Source organism: Labrenzia sp. THAF187b, assembly GCF_009363375.1.
In the GTDB taxonomy this organism is placed as follows: Bacteria; Pseudomonadota; Alphaproteobacteria; order Rhizobiales; family Stappiaceae; genus Roseibium; species Roseibium algicola.
Window position 1 is genome coordinate 1,035,569 of the sequence record NZ_CP045344.1, and the last position, 17,963, is coordinate 1,053,531.

A 17,963-nucleotide genomic window follows, 5' to 3' on the forward strand; every position below is an offset into this window, starting at 1 on the left:
GGTCAGCCTTTCGTCAGCGGGTCAAGTTCAGAATAATCCGGCAGGCGACGGTCGATGCCCATGCCATTCCGCATCACGATGCGGTCCGCCTGCGGACGGGACAGAAATTCGCTCCAGCTTCGAGCGTTGAAGATGACAAGATCGGCGCCCAGCCCCTCGGCAATCCGCCCGGCTTCGGGAACTTGCAGGATGTCGGCCGGAAGGCTGGTGACCACCTTGGCCGCATCATCGAGCGGGTGGTCCAGATGCGCAATGCGGACGGCCTCGCGGAATACTTCCACCATGTCGAGATCGCCATAGGCGTAGAAAGGATCGCGGGTGTTGTCAGATGAAACGGCCACCGGCACGCCTGCGGCCCGCAGTTCGTGCAGCAGTGTGACGCCACGCGAACGCGGTGTGCGGCCCGGGTGCCGGTCTTGCAGATACATGTTGCACATGGGCAGGGAAACGACGGAGAGGCCTGCCTCCCGCACCTTGTCGATTGTCGCCTTGGCCTTGTCGTCGTCCTGGCGCGCCAGGGAACAGCAATGGCCGACCGTAACGGCGCCTTCGAACCCGTTGCGCAGCTTGGCTTCCGCAATAGCAAGCAGCGTCAGGACGTTGGCATCCTGGGTCTCATCAACATGCAGGTCGATATCGAGGCCGTTGTCCGCAGCCGTGCGAAACAGGATATCCAGCCTGCGGTCGAGATCCGGCAACGGGAACGTCACGCCGCCAAGCAGACCGCCGTTTGCCACGACGACCTCCACCAGGTCGGAAAAATAAGCGTCGTCGTCGATGGCATCGATCGGAAACAGCGCGGCAGCCTGCAGGGCGATCCGGCCTTTCCATCGTTCGCGCATGTCGGCGAACACCTCGAAGGAAATCCGGTGCTGCGGTGCCAGGCTGTCGAGATGGGTGCGCAGGAGGCTGGTCCCGTGCGCATAGGCGCAGCGCAGGGAGAAGTCCATGCGCGTTTCAACGTCCCTGGCCGTCCAGTTTGCCTCCCGGTCGGCCCTGACGGCGGCAAGTGCACCGTCGAAATCGCCGGTCGGGTTGGGTTGCCGGTCCCAGATATGACCCTTGTCGATGTGGGTGTGCATGTCGGCAAAGCAGGGCCAGACCATGCGCCTTTGCAGATCAACGCTTTCGATGTCCGCTGGGGCCGCCCCAGCCGGGAGAATGGCCTCGATCCGACCGTCTGAAATGATCAGATCGGCCAACGACAGGCCCTCGCGCGCAGGGAGCGCCGATCCCGGTGTGACTGCGGCGGGCAGGGTTGCGGTGCGCAGCGCGAACCGGCCGGTTTTGGGAAGGTCGAGTGTCATCAGTTTTCCCGCTTCAGGCTGCTTTCGTGCCAGCGATGCAGTGTCCACCAGGAGATGAAGGACGTCAAAGCGAAGATCAGCACACCCAGGCTGGCAAGCAGGAACAGCGCTGCGAACAGACGTGAAATATTGAGCCGGAACTGGCTCTCCAGAAGGCGGAAGGCAAGTCCCGAGCCTGCACCGGCCGATCCCGCCGCAAATTCGGCAACGACCGCCGCAATCAACGCAAGACCGCCACCGATGCGAAGGCCGGTCATGAAATACGGTAGGGAAGCCGGCAGCTTCAGATAGATCAGCGTCTGCCAGCGCGAGGCACCGTAAAGTTCAAACAGGTTCAGGAGGTTGTGATCCACGCTCTTCAGGCCCTGCACCATGTTGGACAGGATCGGGAAGAAGGCGACGACAAACGCACAGATCAGAAGCGCTGCCTGTGTTGACGGAGCGTAGATCAGGATCAGCGGCGCGATCGCGATGATCGGCGTGACCTGCAGGATAACGGTGATCGGATAGAGCGCCGTCTCGATCCAGCGGGACTGCACAAGCAGGATCGCCATGCCGCCACCGCCGATCAACGCCAGAGCAAGGGAGGCAAGCGTGATCTTGGTCGTCACCCAAAGAGCGGGCAGCAGGATGTGCCAGTCGGACATCAGCGAATTCACCACCAGTCCCGGGCCGGGAAGAATGTAATGGGGAATGTCATTCACGGTGACCATGACCTGCCACAGCGCGATCAAGCCTGCGATGACGAAGATCGGCACCAGAACCGTCAGGATGCGCTCCCGCCGCTTGGCAGCGGCAGCGCTTTCCTTTGTCGGCAGCTTGGCTGCTGATGCCGGCCTTTTGCGCGCAACTTGCGCTTCGCTGTCTGTTTCTTGCAGAACGTCGGCGGCAGCCAGGGTTTCGTTTGCTGGTGCGGTCATCAGTGCTCCTCGCCTCCCATGGCTTCCGACAGCATGGCGGAGACTTCCGCGCAGGCTTGCCTGTACTCCTCGGAGGTACGGTACTGCGCATCCCGCTCAAGACTGGTGTGCAGGGGAAAATCCGAATGCACGCGGCCCGGCCGGGCTTTCATCACCACGATCCGGTTTGCCAGATAGGCGGATTCATAAACGGAATGGGTCACGAAGATCACCGTGATGCCTGTCGCCTTCCAGAGCGCCAGCACATCGTCATTCAGCTTTTGGCGCGTGATCTCGTCAAGGGCCGCGAAGGGTTCGTCCATCAACAGCAGCTTGGGCTCGGTTACCAGCGCACGCGCGATGGAGACACGCATCTTCATGCCGCCGGAAAGTTCGCGCGGATAGGCATCGGCGAAGTCCTTCAGGCCTACGCTTTCCAGCGCGGTCATGATCCGTTCCGATGCCGCTTTCTTCGAGACACCCTTGAGGCGCAGGGGAAGGTAGACATTGCCGAAGACGGTTTGCCAGGGCATCAGCGTCGGTTCCTGAAACACGAAGCTGATGTCGCCGTCAGGCAACCCTCTGGAGTTGATGCGGAAACTCGGCCAGTCGATTTCGCCTTCCGATACACCACCAAGGCCGGCGATGATCCTGAGTGCGGTCGACTTGCCGCAACCGGACGGCCCCAGCAAACTTATGAACTCTCCCGGCCGAACCGTCATGGACATGCCGGACAGGGCCAGCGTCCCGTTGGAGAATACCTTCGAAACATTATCCATCGCCACCAGCGGGCGGGACGATTTCACACTGCGGGCCGACGGCGTCTTCGTTTCTGCGCTGCCCTGTTCGGCGATGACCATGCTCAACTCTGCATCTGGAGGCGACCGCTTCGCACGCCGTGGTGCGAAGCGGAATGTATTTGCCAAACCGGCCTTACTTCTTCAGGTCGAGGCCGACGCCCTTGCAGACGAAGTCCGTGGTGTAGGACTGCTTGTAGTCAAGAGAGGCATCCACGACGGCGATCGAAGCCAGCGTATCGAAGAACGCCTTGAAATGCTCGTCGGTCATGCAACCGATGCCCTTTTCTTCCGTGTCGCCGGAATCCACGATGCCGTATTCCTTCATCTTCGCAAGGGAATAGGCGAGCTGACCGTCGGTCATTTCCGGGTTGTCTTTCTTGATCAACTCGTTTGCCGCAGCGTTGTCGCCGTAGAGGTAGTTGTACCAGCCCTCGATGGAAGCATCGACGAAACGCTGCACCAGATCCGGGTTTTCCTCGACCAGCGCCTTGGAGGTGGTGATCATGGTCGAGTAGGGCGTCCAGCCTTCATCGGCCAGGAGGAACACTTTCGGCGCCCAGCCTGCCTGGTTTTCGATTTCATACGGCTCGGAGGTCAGGTAGCCCTGCTGCGCGGACTTGGGATCGACGATGAAAGGAGCCGGGTTGAAGGTATAGGGCTTGAACTGGGCGTCGGAGAAGCCTTCGAAGTTCTTCTTCATCCACTCGAAGTAGGTGACGTAGCCGTCCTTGCCCATGTAGATGGTTTCAAGCTTGGCAAGGTCGGTGAACTTGTCGATGCCCTGATCGGGATGCGCCACGAGGATCTGCGGATCCTTCTGGAAGATGCTGGCGACGTTGATCAGCGGAATGCCTTCCTTGACGTAGTCGAAGCCCTTCAGCGTCCCGCCCATGTAAAAATCGATCTTGCCGGAGATCAGCAGCGCATCGTTGGCAGCCTGCGGGCCGCCCGGCGCGATCGTGACCTTCAGGCCGTATTTCTCGTAGGTGCCGTCGGCAACGGCCTGGTAAAACCCGCCGTGTTCCGCCTGCGCGAGCCAGTTGGTGCCGTAGCTCACCTCATCCAGCGCCAATGCCTGGTGAGTGGCGGTTCCGGTGAGAAGAACCGCTGCGAGAAGCGTCTTCGCAGATGGGAAAACTGTCATTTCGTACCCTCCAGTAAAACAAAACTACCGTGAAACCGCACATTTCCGAAAATATTTGATCCCTTGCAGCGCACGTTGAAAAGCATCAAAATTCGCCTGCAGCGATGCCTTATTGTCATCGCTACCTTTTCTGACGATCAATTGTGCCGCATGCACAAAAAGGAGGCACTTCTTGGCTCTGCTCCACTCCCGCAAGCTGCTCTACCTGGATGAGATCGCGCGCTGCGGTTCCATTCGGAAGGCGGCTGATCGGCTGAATGTGTCGTCCTCCGCCATCAACCGGCAAATCCTTGCCCTGGAAGAGGAATTCGGCGTGCCGCTGTTCGAGCGCTTGCCGCGCGGGCTGCGGCTCACCGCGGCTGGAGAGCTGTGCGTTGAACATATCCGGGGCGTTCTGAAAGACTATGCCAGGCTAGAGACCCGGATCCGGGCGCTGAAAATGCCGCAGGCCGGCCAGGTCTCGCTGGTGACGACCGTCGGCCTCGCGTCGGGACCGCTGTCGGAAATCATCGCGAAATTCATCGAGAAGAACCCGCGCGTTCACATCAAGCTGCGCAGTGACGGCGGCACGACGACGATCAATCCGGTCCTGACAGGCGAAGTCGACATCGGCCTCGGCTTCAACATTGCCGCAACGCCGGGCCTGCGGACGCTGGCCACCTTCGACATTCCCATTGGTGCGGTGGTTCCGCCCGGACACAAGCTGGCGCAGGAAACCGGGCCGGTCGATCTCGTGGATGTGGTTCAGGAGCGGCTGGTGCTGGCCCAATCGGGAACCAGCCTGCGGGACGTGATCAATCTGGTGCTGTCGTCCGTGCCGATCCCGGTGGAGCCGATCCTGGAAACGAACTCCTCGGAAACGGTTCGCCAGCTTGTCCGGCGCGGCATCGGCATCAGCCTGCTCAATCCACTGGACGTTCTGGCCGAATGCCGGCGGGGTGAGCTCGTTTTCCGACCTTTGAACGTTGCCCGGACACATCACCAGCCGATGAAGCTGTTCACGCGGGCACGAGCCTCGATGGACGCGGCAACAAGCCTGTTCGTCGAATTCCTGCTGCAGGAACTCGTTGCTCAGGTGGAGGAATTGCAACGGGAAGGCAACCTGCCCGTTTAAGATCCGAAGATCGTTATGGCTTATACAGGTTGGTCAGCGAATAGGCTGTGAAGTCACGCAGCATCTCAATGAAACCGGCGGCCTGATGAGCACTGATCACCGCTCCTTTTTCCGCCGTCCCCCTGGAGGCGTCACCAACGACGCCGGCCGGGTTGAGATCATGGGCGATCCAGGCCAGGGCATGGGGCGGCGTCGGCTGGATGTATCTGGAGTTTTCCAGCATCTCTTCGGCTTTTGAGACGAAGTTCTCTGCCTTGTCCATGCGGACCAGTTCAGGCCGGAAATGCAGCATCAAGGATGTTTCGACCTCGCCGCCGTGAATACCGAATTTGGACTCGTGAGCGGAAATCATGCCGTCCGGATGGCCGAACCGGCCCCAATGCGTCACCAGAACAGCCATTTCGTAACGAACACGAAGTTCGCGCGAGACGATGCTGATGATGTCGGTGTTGCCGCCATGGGAATTGACGATCACCATCTTGCGAATGCCGGCTTCCGACACTTTCTGGCCAATGGCGGTCCAGACGGGGATCAGCAATTCAGCCCCGAGAGACAATGTTCCCGGGCCGTAGACATGTTCGTTCGCCTTGCCGATTTCCTGCACCGGCAACACCAGGATGTCGAGATCTTCCGGCAGCTGTTTGCGCGTTTCGGCAAGCATTCCCTGGGCGATTGCGACATCGGTCGCGATCGGCAGATGCGGGCCATGTTGCTCGGTCGAGGCGGTCGGCAGGATCGCAATGGTCCGCTCGGGATCAAGCGCCGCAAAATCCGAGGCATTCAATTCGTTCCAGAAGAAATGCTTGGCCATCGGCGCTGCCCCAACTCTGTTGCCATGATGCGTTCCTGTTTGGCGTAGGCAAGTCGGCGACACTTGAAAAGCATCATTATGTCTTCAGCCCGCTGCCTTTTTGTGCGCAGTGGGTTTCAAGCCCATTGCCGACCCGGAGCGAAATATGGCGACATCCGCCCGCCTCCTTGTGCTCAATCGAAAAATAAATTCCATTTCTGTCCACAAACATGTCCACAGGCGCGGGGTTCGGAAAACAGGCTGAAACCGGTCATTTTCCCGCTGCTGCAAATCCGGAAACCTTTTGTTAACCATGCAGTTAGCGGGAGTTCCCCAAGGAGACGTGCTGCATTCCGGGCTCACTCGCCCGGCTCGGATGGCGAGCGTTTGGGCGCACCTACACCTACCCAGAAGCGAAACGGCCACATTTACACCAAAGATTTGCCTTGTGATGTCCGAGGTAGGACGCCGCATTGAGGCTCGGGATGCGGCATTGGGTAAAATGTAAGGTGGGTAACCGACATGTATCTCCTGTTCTTCATGGGAGCCGTCCTCTATGGCGCCGTTACGCTGGTGTTTCTGATCCTGTCGTCTGCGGAATTGCTTGATAGCGGACTGAGCACACCAAAGCGGCTGCTGGGAGTTCTGGTCACATCGATCTTGTGGCCTGCGACTCTTGTTGCAGTCAGTCTTGTGCTCGCGTTCCAGAATGTGGGCGGACGGGTTCAAAGCCCCCGTCAGACAGTGCCCCTGCGCCTGTCACACCACTCGCACTAACCGGACACGGTTCCGGAACCAACGCTACCAGTTTGCCTGGCGGCCGCTTTAACTCTGGTGCACACAGGTGCGCCGGAGCGCTTTGGCGTGCGTGCGCGTTGATCTATTCTGTTTTCCCCGTCAAAACGCCGTGACAGGCAGCTATCAGGCCGGATTTTGCGCCATGGCGCAAATTTCATCACAGCACCTTTTTTGCGTTAAGGTGCTGTTTTTCCGGTAATTTTATTGCTGATTTTTTCCCTCATGTTTTTAATCATTCCAAAAAAAATTTGACTAACTGTTCAAATTTTCTTCCAATGCATTCTTGAGCCTCCTCATCAAACGAAGGAAGCCACCTTGAAAACGATCGCCAACCTTCCGGAGATCTCCATGACCCAGACCAAAGCCGGCCCGGACATTGCCGCCGGGCGCTTGCCTGAGGACGCATACGCTGAGAATTTCAGCGACCTGCACCCGCTGCTGGACCAGCACGAAGCGCAGGTCGAAGCCGACCGTTGCTACTTCTGCTACGACGCCCCTTGCATGCAGGCATGCCCGACCAGCATCGACATTCCGCAGTTCATTCGCCAGATCTCGACCGGGAACCCGACCGGGGCCGCGAAGACCATTTTCGCCCAGAACATTCTGGGCGGCATGTGTGCCCGCGTCTGCCCGACCGAGACACTGTGTGAACAGGTCTGCGTGCGCGAAGTTGCCGAAGGCAAGCCGGTGAAGATCGGCGAGTTGCAGCGGTATTCGACTGATCACTTCATGTCGGAGTTCAGCTCGACGCCGTTCACCCGCGCTGCCGCGACCGGCAAGAAGGTTGCCGTCGTCGGCGCCGGACCTGCGGGTCTTTCCTGCGCCCACCGGCTGGCGGTGCACGGTCACGACGTCACCCTGTTCGATGCCCGGGAAAAGGCCGGCGGCCTCAACGAATACGGTATCGCCTCCTACAAGTCGGTCGACGACTTTGCCGCGCGGGAAGTGGATTTCATCCTGTCCATCGGCGGTATCGAGGTCCGGACCGGAATGCGCCTCGGCACCAATCTGGATCTTGCGACCCTGCGTGCCGAATATGATGCCGTGTTCCTCGGCATCGGCCTTGGCGGCGTCAATGCGCTTGGGCTTGAAGGCGAAGACAAGAGCGGCTCGATCGATGCCGTCGACTACATTGCCGACCTGCGTCAGTCGAAGGATCTTTCCGAGCTTCCGGTTGGCCGGCGCATCGTGGTGATCGGCGGCGGCATGACTGCGGTCGACATTGCGGTCCAGACCAAACTGCTGGGCGCCGAAGACGTCACGATCGCCTATCGCCGCGGTCAGGACCGGATGAACGCCTCCGAATACGAACAGCAGCTGGCCCAGACCAGCGGCGTCCGGATCATGACCTGGGCCCAGCCGAAGGGCCTTGTCGGTGAAAACGGTGCGATTACCGCAATTGAACTGGAGCGGACCCAGGAGCAGAATGGTTCCCTGACCGGTACCGGCGAAGTCATCACCCTGCCTGCGGACATGGTGTTCAAGGCCGTAGGCCAGACCCTGGTGCAAGCGGATCTCGGCGATGCGCTGTCCCTTGAAAAGGGTCGCATCGTGGTTGATGCGGACCGCAAGACCAGCCTTGCCGATGTATGGGCGGGCGGCGATTGCGTGCTGGGAGGTGAAGACCTCACGGTTGCCGCTGTCGAGGATGGCAAGATTGCCGCCGAGAGCATTAACGCTGCCCTGACCGCCTGAGACTTGCGCGCCTGAAACCTGAGCGACTGGGACCTGAGCGTCCGACAGCAGCTGACGCGCTCGGCGCCACCGATTTGAGGGAGAGCCACCATGGCTGACTTGCGTACTGATTTTATCGGCATCAAATCGCCGAACCCGTTCTGGCTGGCATCCGCGCCGCCGACGGACAAGGAATATAACGTCGTCCGGGCCTTCAAGGCCGGCTGGGGTGGCGTCGTCTGGAAGACGCTTGGGGAAGATCCGGCGGTGGTCAACGTCAACGGTCCGCGCTACGGCGCGATCCATGGCAAGGACCGGCAGCTGATCGGCCTCAACAACATCGAACTGATCACCGACCGTCCGCTGGAAGTGAACCTGCGCGAGATCAAGCAGGTGAAGCGCGACTGGCCGGACCGGGCGCTCGTCGTCTCGCTGATGGTGCCCTGCGAGGAGCAGAACTGGATCGACATCCTCCGCCGCGTCGAAGAAACCGAAGCCGACGGTGTCGAACTGAACTTCGGTTGCCCGCATGGCATGAGCGAGCGCGGCATGGGCTCCGCCGTCGGCCAGGTGCCGGAATACATCGAAATGGTCACCCGCTGGGTGAAGCAGCATTCGCGCATGCCCTGCATCGTGAAGCTGACGCCGAATATCACCGATGTCCGCAAGCCGGCGCAGGCCGCCAAGGCGGGTGGTGCTGATGCTGTCTCGCTGATCAACACCATCAACTCGATCATGGGTGTCGACCTCGACATCATGTCGCCGTCTCCCTCTGTCGACGGCAAGGGTGCGCACGGCGGCTATTGCGGCCCGGCCGTAAAGCCGATTGCACTCAACATGGTTGCCGAAATCGCCCGCGACCCGGTGACCCACGGATTGCCGATCTCCGGCATCGGCGGCGTGACCACCTGGCGTGATGCGGCCGAGTTCATGGCGCTCGGCGCAGGCTCTGTGCAGGTCTGCACGGCCGCAATGACCTATGGCTTCCGGGTTGTCGAGGACATGATCGAAGGCCTCAGCGACTGGATGGACACCAAGGGCTATACGTCCGTCGACCAGTTTGTGGGCAGTGCGGTGCCGAATGTGTCCGACTGGCAGTACCTCAACCTCAACTACATCGCCAAGGCCAAGATCGATCAGGATCTTTGCATCGAATGCGGCCGCTGCCACATCGCCTGTGAGGACACGTCCCACCAGGCAATCACCAACATGGTGGACGGCGTTCGCAAGTTCGAGGTGATCGACGAGGAATGCGTCGGCTGCAACCTGTGCGTCAATGTCTGCCCGATCGAAGGCTGCATCACCATGGAACCCATGGAGGCCGGCAGCATCGACCCACGCACCAGGCAGCCTGTCGAAAAAGACTACGCCAACTGGACGACGCACCCGAACAACCCGATGGCCGTCAAGGAAGCAGCCGAATAGGCAAAGCTCCGGCGGTCACCTTCAACGCGGGCAGGATCCTCCCTTGCCCGCGTTTTTTTTGTTCGCTTTTCAGGCTAGGTAACCTTGAAAGGGATTGCCGCAAGCAGGCAGATCAGCCGCCGGCCCGACGGATGCCTTCCATCTGCGACAAAGGATCAGGCGGCATCAACTCGTTGAACGGCAGCGGCCTGTCGAAGAGATAGCCCTGCAGGAACTCGCAACCCGCCTCCACCAGGAAGTCGCGCTGTGCTTCCGTCTCGACCCCTTCGCCGACGCTTTGCATGCCCATTACCCGGGCAAGGCTCAGCATGGAGCGGACGACCATGTCCGCTTCCTCGTCCTCGCCGATACGCGACACGAAACTGCGGTCGATCTTCATCTTGTCGAAGCGATACTTGTGCAGGTAGTTCAGGCTGGAAAATCCGGTGCCGAAGTCGTCAATGGCGAGCCCGACACCAAGATCGCGCAGCTTGAGAATGGTGTTCCGCGTCTGCGCGCTTTCCTCCAGCATCAGGTCCTCGGTGATTTCGAGAACAAGTCTTTCCGAAGGAAAGTCGTATTTCCGCAGCAGTGCCTCGACCTTGTCCGCGAAACCTGTGGCCTGGATCTGGCTTGTGCAGACATTGACCGACACGCCGGTCTGCATCCAGCTGCAGGCATCGTGAAGCGCCCGCTCCAGCACCCAGGCACCGATCACAGGCATCAGTCCAGCATCCTGGGCAACCGGCAGGAACATCACCGGCGGCACCAGGCCGCGGCTTGGATGCCGCCAGCGGATCAGGGCTTCATAGAAGGCCAGTTCGCCCGACCGGGCGTCGACGATCGGCTGATAGAACAGGTCGAATTGCTCTTCACGCAGGGCTGAATCAAGATCCACACGGATCTCGCGCCGTTCGCGCAGAAGGTCGTCCATTCGCTCGTCGTAAATCCGGAACGAGCTTTTCTGCTCCATCTTGCAGCGCTGCAGGGCGATATCGGCAGCGCGAACAAGGCCTGTCAGTGTCTGGCCGTGGTCCGGGAAGCGGGCGATACCCGCGCTTACGGACGTTTCAATGCGCTTGCCTTCATAGTCGAACGGCTGCCGCAGCTTTTCAAACAGCTTGCCCGCTTCCTCCACGGCTTGCTCCGGCGTTTCCCAACGCTCCGTCAGGATCAGGAATTCATCGCCACCGCTGCGCGCGACCAGGTCGAACGGGCCGAGGACCGATCTGATGCGTTCGGCCTGAGCGACCACCAGGCTGTCGCCCACGGTGTGCCCGTAGATGTCGTTCACCTGCTTGAGGTTGTCGACGTCGAGATAAATGATCCAGGCGCCACGCTGCTGATCCTTGCTCAAGGCCAGCCTTTTCGTGGCTGTGGCGTGGAAGTATCCGCGTGTGACAAAGCCTGTCAGGGAATCGTGATTGGCGGCGTAACGGGCTTCCTGTTCACGGGCTGCCAGCCGTGCCCTGGCGTTGGCATTCTGCCGGAGAGCTATCAGGGCCACCGTCAGAATGACCCCGAGCGACAGCAGGAGAACCGGTATCGAAGACAGGATGATCCCCGACGACTGGCTCATCGGATACCAGGCGAGATAACCAAGCACCGTGCCGGATCCGTTCTGAACCGGGGTGCCGATCATTCCGTCGGGAATTTCCGAAGCGAATTTCAGATTGTCGAGGGCGAGGCTGGACAGAAGATTGCTGAGATGCGCCGCATCGATCTCGAATGCGTTGACGAGAACGTTCGGCGGCCCGAAGGACATTTCGATCCCACCCGGATCCGGTACGATCGCAAAGGCCGCGACGATGAAGGGGTGATCGTTGATCTCGACGATGTCGATGGCCGAAATGTCGGCCAAAGCCCCGGTGAAGCGGACTTCGCCTGGTTCTGACCGGACCAGGGCCTCGACGTAATTGCCGCGTATGCTGTCCAGCGTGCCGGTAATGCCCGTCTGGACGCTCTTGGAAAAGTCTTCCGCTCTCTCCTTGCCGTGGTAGTTGGACGAAAAGAGAACCTTGCCGCCCGGACCGAAAAGCACCGTGTAGTCGTGGGCGAAATCCAGGGCCATATCGACGCCGAACCGGGTCCTGATCCAGTCGGGCGACAGATTGGTATCGATATTCTGATAGGCGGCGTTGGAAGCGGCGTAGCGCTCCATTTCACGCAACAGCAACTGCTTGTGGTTCTGGAAGACGCGCGCGACCGATTTGGTCTCCCGCATCGCAGCTTCGCGCTCCGCGACCAGCACCTTGAACAGCACGGCGCCGAAAGAAAAAATCACCGCGCAGAACATCAAAATGATGACGAGGCTGGAAGAAATGCCGAAAACGCTCGCGGTCATCCGGCGCGGTTCGTCGGACACTGTCTCCGCCGCGGAATGAACCAGGTCGAATTTGTCTGTTTTTCCAGACAGATCGCGCATTTCGCTTTCAAAATCCCAAGCTTTTGTCAGCGAAGCAGTCTGGGTTCAAACCTTTAATTTTTAGTGCCTTGGCAGGCATCAGGCAAAGGCAGCCGGAACGAATTCCGCCCCGGCTGCCCGATTGACGTTACATCTTGTCGGTTACGACCGTTGTGGTAGCGCCTTCCGGCTCCTTGGTGATGACCGGGTCGGAGCCGCCGGACAGGAGGGACTTCACGGTGCGCTCATAGGCAGACATGTCCAGTTTGCCGTCAGATCCATCAACCAGCTTGTTGATTTCGCCGACCATGCGGATCTGATGCTTTTCTGTCTGCGCGCCAGTGGCGTCGTTCTCCAGAACGATTTCAGCAGCTTCTTCCGGGTTTTCGGCGGAATAGGCCCAGCCCTTCATGGAGGCTTTCACGAAGCGGGCCAGCTTGTCGACCATTGCCGGGTCGTCCAGGCTGGATTCCAGGACGTAGAGACCGTCTTCCAGCGTTGCGACACCCTGGTCTTCGTATTTGAAGACGATCAGGTCTTCTTCCGGAATGCCGGCATCGATGACCTGCCAGTATTCGTTGTAGGTCATGGTGGAGATGCAGTCGGCCTGCTTCTGCAGCAGCGGATCGACATTGAAGCCCTGCTTCAGGACGGTCACGCCTTCGTCGCCACCGTCGGTCGGAATGCCGAGCTGGCTCATCCAGGACAGGAACGGATATTCGTTACCGAAGAACCAGACGCCGAGTGTCCGGCCCTTGAAGTCTTCCGGCGAGGTGATGCCGGTTTCCTTCAGACAGGTCAGCATCATGCCGGACTTCTTGAACGGCTGTGCGATGTTGACAAGCGGCACACCCTTTTCGCGCGATGCGAGGGCGGACGGCATCCAGTCGATGATCACGTCCGCACCGCCACCGGCGATAACCTGCGGCGGCGCAATGTCCGGACCGCCCGGCTTGATCGTTACGTCCAGGCCTTCTTCGTCGTAAAAGCCCTTGTCCTTGGCCACGTAATAGCCGGCAAACTGGCCCTGTGTGACCCACTTAAGCTGCAGTGTCAGCTCGTCCGCGGCGTTGGCCGCACCTGACACCAGGCTTGCGCCCAGGACAGACGCGAGCGCCAGACTTTTCAATGCCTTCATTGCCATTCCCCTACTGGTTATGGGCGAGCCGCTGTCGGACTCACCCTTCTCTGGAACTTCAAACCCCAACCGGTGCGGACCTCGGAGCGTTTCCCGGCCGCCTGATCCTCTTCCGGCTGTTTGGCCGCATCCGGACGCCGGGGCATTTTGCCTTCTCAACGAACAGCGCTGACCAATTGGTCAAGAAAATCTAGAAAGGTGCCATGTCACTGGTCAAGGTTATTTTTTCATCAAGGCCATTTGGCGTTTCAAAGAGGAGCATAGGCGGGCTTGGTTCAAGTTGTGAAGCCGGTGGACTGGATTTTTAATTGCCTGACGCCCGGTCAGTCGATCCATACTTAACGGTGCATAGTGGGAGGAGATTGCGCGGCCCGGGTTCCTTGCGAATCCGCCGGTCGGCAATGCAAATGGACAAAAAACATGATTTCCAAATCAGCCCTGGATTACCAACCGTTGCCACTGCCGGACCGGCGAATTTACGACGACAAGGAAATGCTGGCCCGTGCGCAGGACTTTTATGACGATGTGCGCACCCGCCATACGGTTCGCCACTTCTCGGACCGTTCTGTGGACCGTTCCATCATCGAAGCCTGCATCCGCGCAGCCGGAACAGCCCCGAGCGGCGCCAATCACCAGCCATGGCATTTCGTGGCGATTTCCAATGCCGACCTGAAGCACAAGATCCGCCTGGCTGCCGAGGAAGAAGAACGCAAGTTCTATGATGGCGGCGCGGGCGACGAATGGATCAAGGCACTGGAGCCCATCGGCACCGACGCGGACAAGCCGCATCTGGACATCGCCCCCTGGCTGATCGTGATTTTCGCGCAGCGCTGGGGCACCTTCGACGACGGCACCCGCTACAAGCACTACTACGTGCCTGAAAGTGTCGGCATCGCCACCGGCCTCCTGATCACCGCACTTCACCATGCGGGCCTTTCGACCCTGACGCACACGCCCAACCCGATGAAATTCCTGAACGGGATCCTGAACCGTCCGGAAGCGGAAAAGCCGGTCATGATCCTGGCCGTCGGCCATCCCGCTGAAGACGCGACTGTACCGGCTGTCGCCAAGATCAAGAAGCCGCTGGAAGAGATCCTGAGCGTGTTCGAGGACCAGGAATAGCTTCAGAACCAAGTGCGTTTCCAGAACTCACCCCGGGCGGACTGCGCGAAGCCCGGGGCTTACTCGCCCGCAATACACGGCGATCACCCCGTCACATGTGTCGGGGCGGCGCTGACATTGGCCTTTATCTTCTCCAGCAATTCCTTGCGGTCCGGACTGCCGTCGGCGGCGTAGTTGAGGTTCTTGAAGAGCGATGTCTGTTCGGTGAAGAACTTGCGGACGGCTTCCTTGTCGTCAAAGGCAAAGTCGGTACGGGCGATCCTGTAGACGAGATCGAAGGTTTCCTGCTGACGCTTGAGCGGAGCCGATACATCGACGTCGTCAAAGGCATCCTGCTGCAGGTAGACCATGTCGAGGAACAGCGCCTTCTGCTGAAGGATGAAATCGTCGGTCGAGACGCCTTCTTCGCCTGTCACCTGCATCATTCGGGTGATCTCGTCGCCCTTGCGCAGGAGTTCAATCATCTCGGAAACGCGGGGCACCCAGTCCGGGCCGATATTTTTCTGGTACCAGTCGTTGAGCTGAATGTGATACCGCGACCAGGACAGCAGCGGGTCGACCGCCGGATAGAAGCGCTTGTAGGCCCGCTCGGACGAGAGGCCCAGGAAGGTCTTGACCGTGCCGAGGGTCGACTGGGTGACCGGTTCCTCAAAATTGCCGCCGGCCGGAGACACCGTGCCGATCATGGTGAGACTGCCGGTCTCGCCGCTGGCAGTACGCAGGACCCCCGCGCGTTCGTAGATGCCCTTGATGGCGCTGTCGAGATAGGCGGGAAACGCTTCCTCTCCCGGAATTTCCTCCAGCCGGCCGGAGGTCTCACGCATGGCCTGGGCCCAGCGAGAGGTACTGTCTGCGATCAAGAGCACGTCATAGCCCATCTGCCGGTAGTATTCGCCAAGGGTAATGCCGGTGTAGATCGAGGCCTCGCGCGCTGCCACGGGCATTGAAGACGTGTTGCAGATGATGACCGTGCGGTCCATGAGCGTGCCGTCTCCGGAAGGATCGGGCTGGTGCGGGAACTCGGTGATCGTTTCGACCACCTCACCGGCACGCTCGCCGCAGGCAACCACGATCACGATATTGACCGCCGAGAAACGCGAAATCAGCGATTGCAGCACCGTCTTGCCCGCGCCGAAGGGGCCCGGAATGCAGCCCATACCGCCACGGGCGATGGGAAAGAACGTGTCGATCAGGCGCAAGGTGGTGATCAGCGGCTCGCTTGGATAAAGCCGCTCGCTCTGACCGGCCTTGACCAGCCCTTCCGGGATTGCCCGGCGAACCGGCCAATGCTGGACCATGGTCAAGTCGCGGGTCTCGCCGCGATCGTTCTTGAGCGTTGCCACCACCTCGTTGATGGTGAAAGTTCCTTCGCGTATCCGGTCCACTGTCCAGGAACCCGTCGTGACGAAGGGAACCATGATCCGGTGCTCGAACCTGCCTTCCGGAACCGTGCCGAGCGTTTCCCCGGCTTTGACCACATCACCGGATTTCACCTTGGGTTCAAACGACCATTTGCGGTTCTGGTCGAGAGCGTTGGTAAGCACCCCGCGCGGCAGGAAGAAGCCGTGCTCGGCCGCAATGTCGGCCAGCGGGTTCTGCAAGCCGTCAAAAACCGTGCTGAGCAGGCCCGGTCCGAGAGCAACCGACAGCATCTCGCCGCTCTGGATCACCTTGTCACCGACGCGCACGCCCGCAGTGCTTTCGAACACCTGTGCTTCAGCGGACTTTCCGCGCACGCGCAGCACTTCGGCCTTCAGGTATTCCCGCGGCTTTCCATCACGTTCGGGACCATGGGGGATAATATAAACCACCTCGTTCTTGATGAGAGGGGCAGAGCCGAGCGGAGACAGTGTGACGAGATCGTCCTGCACGGCGACGATTTCCGCGGTCGGTTCGGGCAACTGAACATGGCTCGTCATGAAGGGGCTCCCTCAAGGGCAGAAGTGAAGTCTGAGAAAAGGTCCGGCCGGCCGGCTTGACTGCCGTCGTCCGTTTTGCCGCCAAGGGCTGACGCCACGAGCGTGGCCAGACGGGCACGTGCATCGGCCTCGTTGTAGCGTGACCAGCGTTCCACGATCACCCAGCGCAGCACGTAGATCGCAACGGCCTCGAAATCGAATTCATGCAGGTTGCCGTAATGGCCCATCTGCCGGAAGACCTGGGTGAGGACAAGACGTTCCATGGCGATGTGATCGCCCGCCCGCATCAGTTGGTGAGCTTCGCCCACCCACGGCATGAAATGGCCGAGCCCGAAGGCCGGGTCGCTCCAGTTGGCCTTGACCTGTGCGCACCAGCGGCCGAAGCCCCAGTTTTCGATATCTCCGGCGCTTTCCTGTCCGTCCCGGCGGCGGCGCAGCGCTGCAATCAGCGTCCGCGTTTCCATGCGTGCCCCGACAAGGTGTTGCAGATCCGGATAGGCAGCCAGATCGGCAAGAACCTTTTTTGCCCGCCGGATCACATCGATGTCGCGATCATAACCGGCAACGCCGGCCCAGGCCGTCACCTCCACCATCTCGCGCAGCAGGCTCGCATGCGCGGGCTCCAGCATCGACAGCCGCTGCTTCAACCGGAACCCCGAGATCGGCACGTCCTTGCGCGAGAACAGCTTGCCAAGATGGGGCAGGCTGGACACCAGCGCGATATATTGGTGCGGCCGGCTCATGTCAGCGCAGCACCCCTTCCATCACCGCCCTGAGACGCGGTTGCAGGTGCCGCTTCAACAGTGTCGCGATCGATTCTTCGGTCAGATCGATGGAAACATCCCTGTCGGTCAACTTCACCTTGATGCCGTCAAAGCCCGGTGCGGTGGAGAAGGTGACCCCTTGCCGCAACACCTCGCCTGCAAGCGCGATCACGAAGTGGGTGAGGGTTCCCGGCTCGACCGCTTCGGGTGATTGCTTCAACTCCTCGAAGGTGACGACCTTCTCCGGCAGGACGATCTCCATCGGCTCAGTATCGCTGACCGACGCATTGTCCTTTGCGTTGGCGGCCATCGCCAGAATGAGGTTTTTCAGGAATTCCTGGTCGGCAAGTGTTGTTGCCACCAGCCGGCCGGCTTCCTGCTGGATGCGGTCGCCCAACTCGTTGCGCAGACTGAGGACAAGATCGCGCGCGGCAACCTTCAGCCCGTCTTCCGTAGCGGCCTTTTCCCTGGCCGCTTCCGCTCTTGCATCAGCCAGCAGGCTGTCCGCCTTCTGCCTTGCTTCCTCGACGATCGTTTCCGCCTTTTCTCTGGCCTTGGCCAGGATGGCATCCCCCTCCGACTGGCCCGCGGCCACGCCTTCGGACTTCAGTCTTTCGATAAGCGCCTGGACACCGGCACCAGCGGCGTTCTCCAGGTCGTCTGCTGCGTCATGTTTGGACATTGCC

General features: G+C 60.2%; 15 protein-coding genes. 5 read left to right on the plus strand and 10 right to left on the minus strand.

Translation table 11 applies throughout. The features are described 5' to 3' along the window. Positions 1-2: 2 nt before the first annotated feature. The 4 genes from FIV03_RS04795 to FIV03_RS04810 all read right to left on the minus strand — a co-directional run bounded on the left by FIV03_RS04795 (position 3) and on the right by FIV03_RS04810 (position 4,150). Positions 3-1,307 (minus strand): cytosine deaminase, encoded by a 1,305-nt coding sequence (locus FIV03_RS04795; RefSeq protein ID WP_152508847.1) that lies wholly within the window; start codon positions 1,305-1,307, stop codon positions 3-5. Next, on the minus strand, positions 1,307-2,227 hold the full coding sequence (locus FIV03_RS04800) for an ABC transporter permease (protein WP_209009856.1): 921 nt from the start codon (positions 2,225-2,227) through the stop codon (positions 1,307-1,309). Before FIV03_RS04800 ends, FIV03_RS04795 begins: the two co-directional genes overlap by 1 nt. Next, positions 2,227-2,985 carry an ABC transporter ATP-binding protein gene (locus tag FIV03_RS04805; RefSeq protein ID WP_208984499.1) on the minus strand — a complete coding sequence of 253 codons (759 nt, stop codon included), beginning with the start codon at positions 2,983-2,985 and terminating at the stop codon, positions 2,227-2,229. Before FIV03_RS04805 ends, FIV03_RS04800 begins: the two co-directional genes overlap by 1 nt. Positions 2,986-3,139: 154 nt before the next feature. Then, a complete protein-coding gene (locus FIV03_RS04810; RefSeq protein ID WP_022999260.1) occupies positions 3,140-4,150 on the minus strand; it encodes an ABC transporter substrate-binding protein in 1,011 nt (336 codons plus the stop codon). Between the two features lie 178 nt (positions 4,151-4,328). Between FIV03_RS04810 and FIV03_RS04815 the strand changes: the two genes are divergently transcribed. Then, the gene (locus tag FIV03_RS04815; protein ID WP_031268748.1) at positions 4,329-5,264 is read left to right on the plus strand and encodes a LysR family transcriptional regulator; all 936 of its coding nucleotides are present in this window, start codon (positions 4,329-4,331) and stop codon (positions 5,262-5,264) included. 13 nt (positions 5,265-5,277) lie between these two features. Here the strand turns inward: FIV03_RS04815 and FIV03_RS04820 are convergent, their stop codons facing one another. After that, entirely contained in the window at positions 5,278-6,075 is a 798-nt protein-coding gene (locus FIV03_RS04820) for a creatininase family protein (RefSeq protein WP_152508848.1), read from the minus strand. Positions 6,076-6,576: 501 nt separating this feature from the next. Between FIV03_RS04820 and FIV03_RS04825 the strand changes: the two genes are divergently transcribed. From FIV03_RS04825 to preA, 3 genes are all read left to right on the plus strand, one after another. Next, a complete protein-coding gene (locus tag FIV03_RS04825; RefSeq protein ID WP_152508849.1) occupies positions 6,577-6,831 on the plus strand; it encodes a hypothetical protein in 255 nt (84 codons plus the stop codon). Between the two features lie 369 nt (positions 6,832-7,200). Further along, positions 7,201-8,547 (plus strand): NAD(P)-dependent oxidoreductase, encoded by a 1,347-nt coding sequence (locus FIV03_RS04830; RefSeq protein WP_055659228.1) that lies wholly within the window; start codon positions 7,201-7,203, stop codon positions 8,545-8,547. Between the two features lie 90 nt (positions 8,548-8,637). Further along, positions 8,638-9,951 carry an NAD-dependent dihydropyrimidine dehydrogenase subunit PreA gene (gene preA, locus FIV03_RS04835; RefSeq protein ID WP_152508850.1) on the plus strand — a complete coding sequence of 438 codons (1,314 nt, stop codon included), beginning with the start codon at positions 8,638-8,640 and terminating at the stop codon, positions 9,949-9,951. A gap of 112 nt (positions 9,952-10,063) precedes the next feature. Here preA and FIV03_RS04840 read toward each other — a convergent pair whose 3' ends face one another. Beyond that, a complete protein-coding gene (locus FIV03_RS04840) occupies positions 10,064-12,355 on the minus strand; it encodes an EAL domain-containing protein (RefSeq protein ID WP_152508851.1) in 2,292 nt (763 codons plus the stop codon). 127 nt (positions 12,356-12,482) lie between these two features. Next, positions 12,483-13,478, minus strand: a complete 996-nt coding sequence (locus FIV03_RS04845) for an ABC transporter substrate-binding protein (protein WP_023014426.1) — start codon at positions 13,476-13,478, stop codon at positions 12,483-12,485. Positions 13,479-13,892: 414 nt separating this feature from the next. On the opposite strand from FIV03_RS04845, the gene FIV03_RS04850 reads away from it, so the two are divergent. Beyond that, on the plus strand, positions 13,893-14,594 hold the full coding sequence (locus tag FIV03_RS04850; protein WP_152508852.1) for a nitroreductase family protein: 702 nt from the start codon (positions 13,893-13,895) through the stop codon (positions 14,592-14,594). Positions 14,595-14,677: 83 nt separating this feature from the next. On the opposite strand, the gene FIV03_RS04855 is transcribed toward FIV03_RS04850, so the two are convergent. From FIV03_RS04855 to FIV03_RS04865, 3 genes are read right to left on the minus strand one after another with little or no spacing between them, the layout of a single operon-like run. Next, positions 14,678-16,513, minus strand: a complete 1,836-nt coding sequence (locus FIV03_RS04855) for a V-type ATP synthase subunit A (protein ID WP_152508853.1) — start codon at positions 16,511-16,513, stop codon at positions 14,678-14,680. Further along, a complete protein-coding gene (locus tag FIV03_RS04860; RefSeq protein ID WP_152508854.1) occupies positions 16,510-17,256 on the minus strand; it encodes a hypothetical protein in 747 nt (248 codons plus the stop codon). Before FIV03_RS04860 ends, FIV03_RS04855 begins: the two co-directional genes overlap by 4 nt. Position 17,257: 1 nt before the next feature. Beyond that, on the minus strand, positions 17,258-17,959 hold the full coding sequence (locus FIV03_RS04865; RefSeq protein ID WP_152508855.1) for a hypothetical protein: 702 nt from the start codon (positions 17,957-17,959) through the stop codon (positions 17,258-17,260). Between the last annotated feature and the right edge of the window lie 4 nt (positions 17,960-17,963).

Excerpts from the sequence above, each read along its gene's own strand:
- FIV03_RS04795 (WP_152508847.1), bottom strand. The coding sequence starts at position 1,307 with ATGACACTCGACCTTCCCAAAACCGGCCGGTTCGCGCTGCGCACCGCA.
- FIV03_RS04800 (WP_209009856.1), bottom strand. The coding sequence starts at position 2,227 with ATGACCGCACCAGCAAACGAAACCCTGGCTGCCGCCGACGTTCTGCAA.
- FIV03_RS04805 (WP_208984499.1), bottom strand. The coding sequence starts at position 2,985 with ATGGATAATGTTTCGAAGGTATTCTCCAACGGGACGCTGGCCCTGTCC.
- FIV03_RS04810 (WP_022999260.1), bottom strand. The coding sequence starts at position 4,150 with ATGACAGTTTTCCCATCTGCGAAGACGCTTCTCGCAGCGGTTCTTCTC.
- FIV03_RS04820 (WP_152508848.1), bottom strand. The coding sequence starts at position 6,075 with ATGGCCAAGCATTTCTTCTGGAACGAATTGAATGCCTCGGATTTTGCG.
- FIV03_RS04825 (WP_152508849.1), top strand. The coding sequence starts at position 6,577 with ATGTATCTCCTGTTCTTCATGGGAGCCGTCCTCTATGGCGCCGTTACG.
- FIV03_RS04830 (WP_055659228.1), top strand. The coding sequence starts at position 7,201 with ATGACCCAGACCAAAGCCGGCCCGGACATTGCCGCCGGGCGCTTGCCT.
- preA (WP_152508850.1), top strand. The coding sequence starts at position 8,638 with ATGGCTGACTTGCGTACTGATTTTATCGGCATCAAATCGCCGAACCCG.
- FIV03_RS04840 (WP_152508851.1), bottom strand. The coding sequence starts at position 12,355 with ATGCGCGATCTGTCTGGAAAAACAGACAAATTCGACCTGGTTCATTCC.
- FIV03_RS04845 (WP_023014426.1), bottom strand. The coding sequence starts at position 13,478 with ATGGCAATGAAGGCATTGAAAAGTCTGGCGCTCGCGTCTGTCCTGGGC.
- FIV03_RS04850 (WP_152508852.1), top strand. The coding sequence starts at position 13,893 with ATGATTTCCAAATCAGCCCTGGATTACCAACCGTTGCCACTGCCGGAC.
- FIV03_RS04855 (WP_152508853.1), bottom strand. The coding sequence starts at position 16,513 with ATGACGAGCCATGTTCAGTTGCCCGAACCGACCGCGGAAATCGTCGCC.
- FIV03_RS04860 (WP_152508854.1), bottom strand. The coding sequence starts at position 17,256 with ATGAGCCGGCCGCACCAATATATCGCGCTGGTGTCCAGCCTGCCCCAT.
- FIV03_RS04865 (WP_152508855.1), bottom strand. The coding sequence starts at position 17,959 with ATGTCCAAACATGACGCAGCAGACGACCTGGAGAACGCCGCTGGTGCC.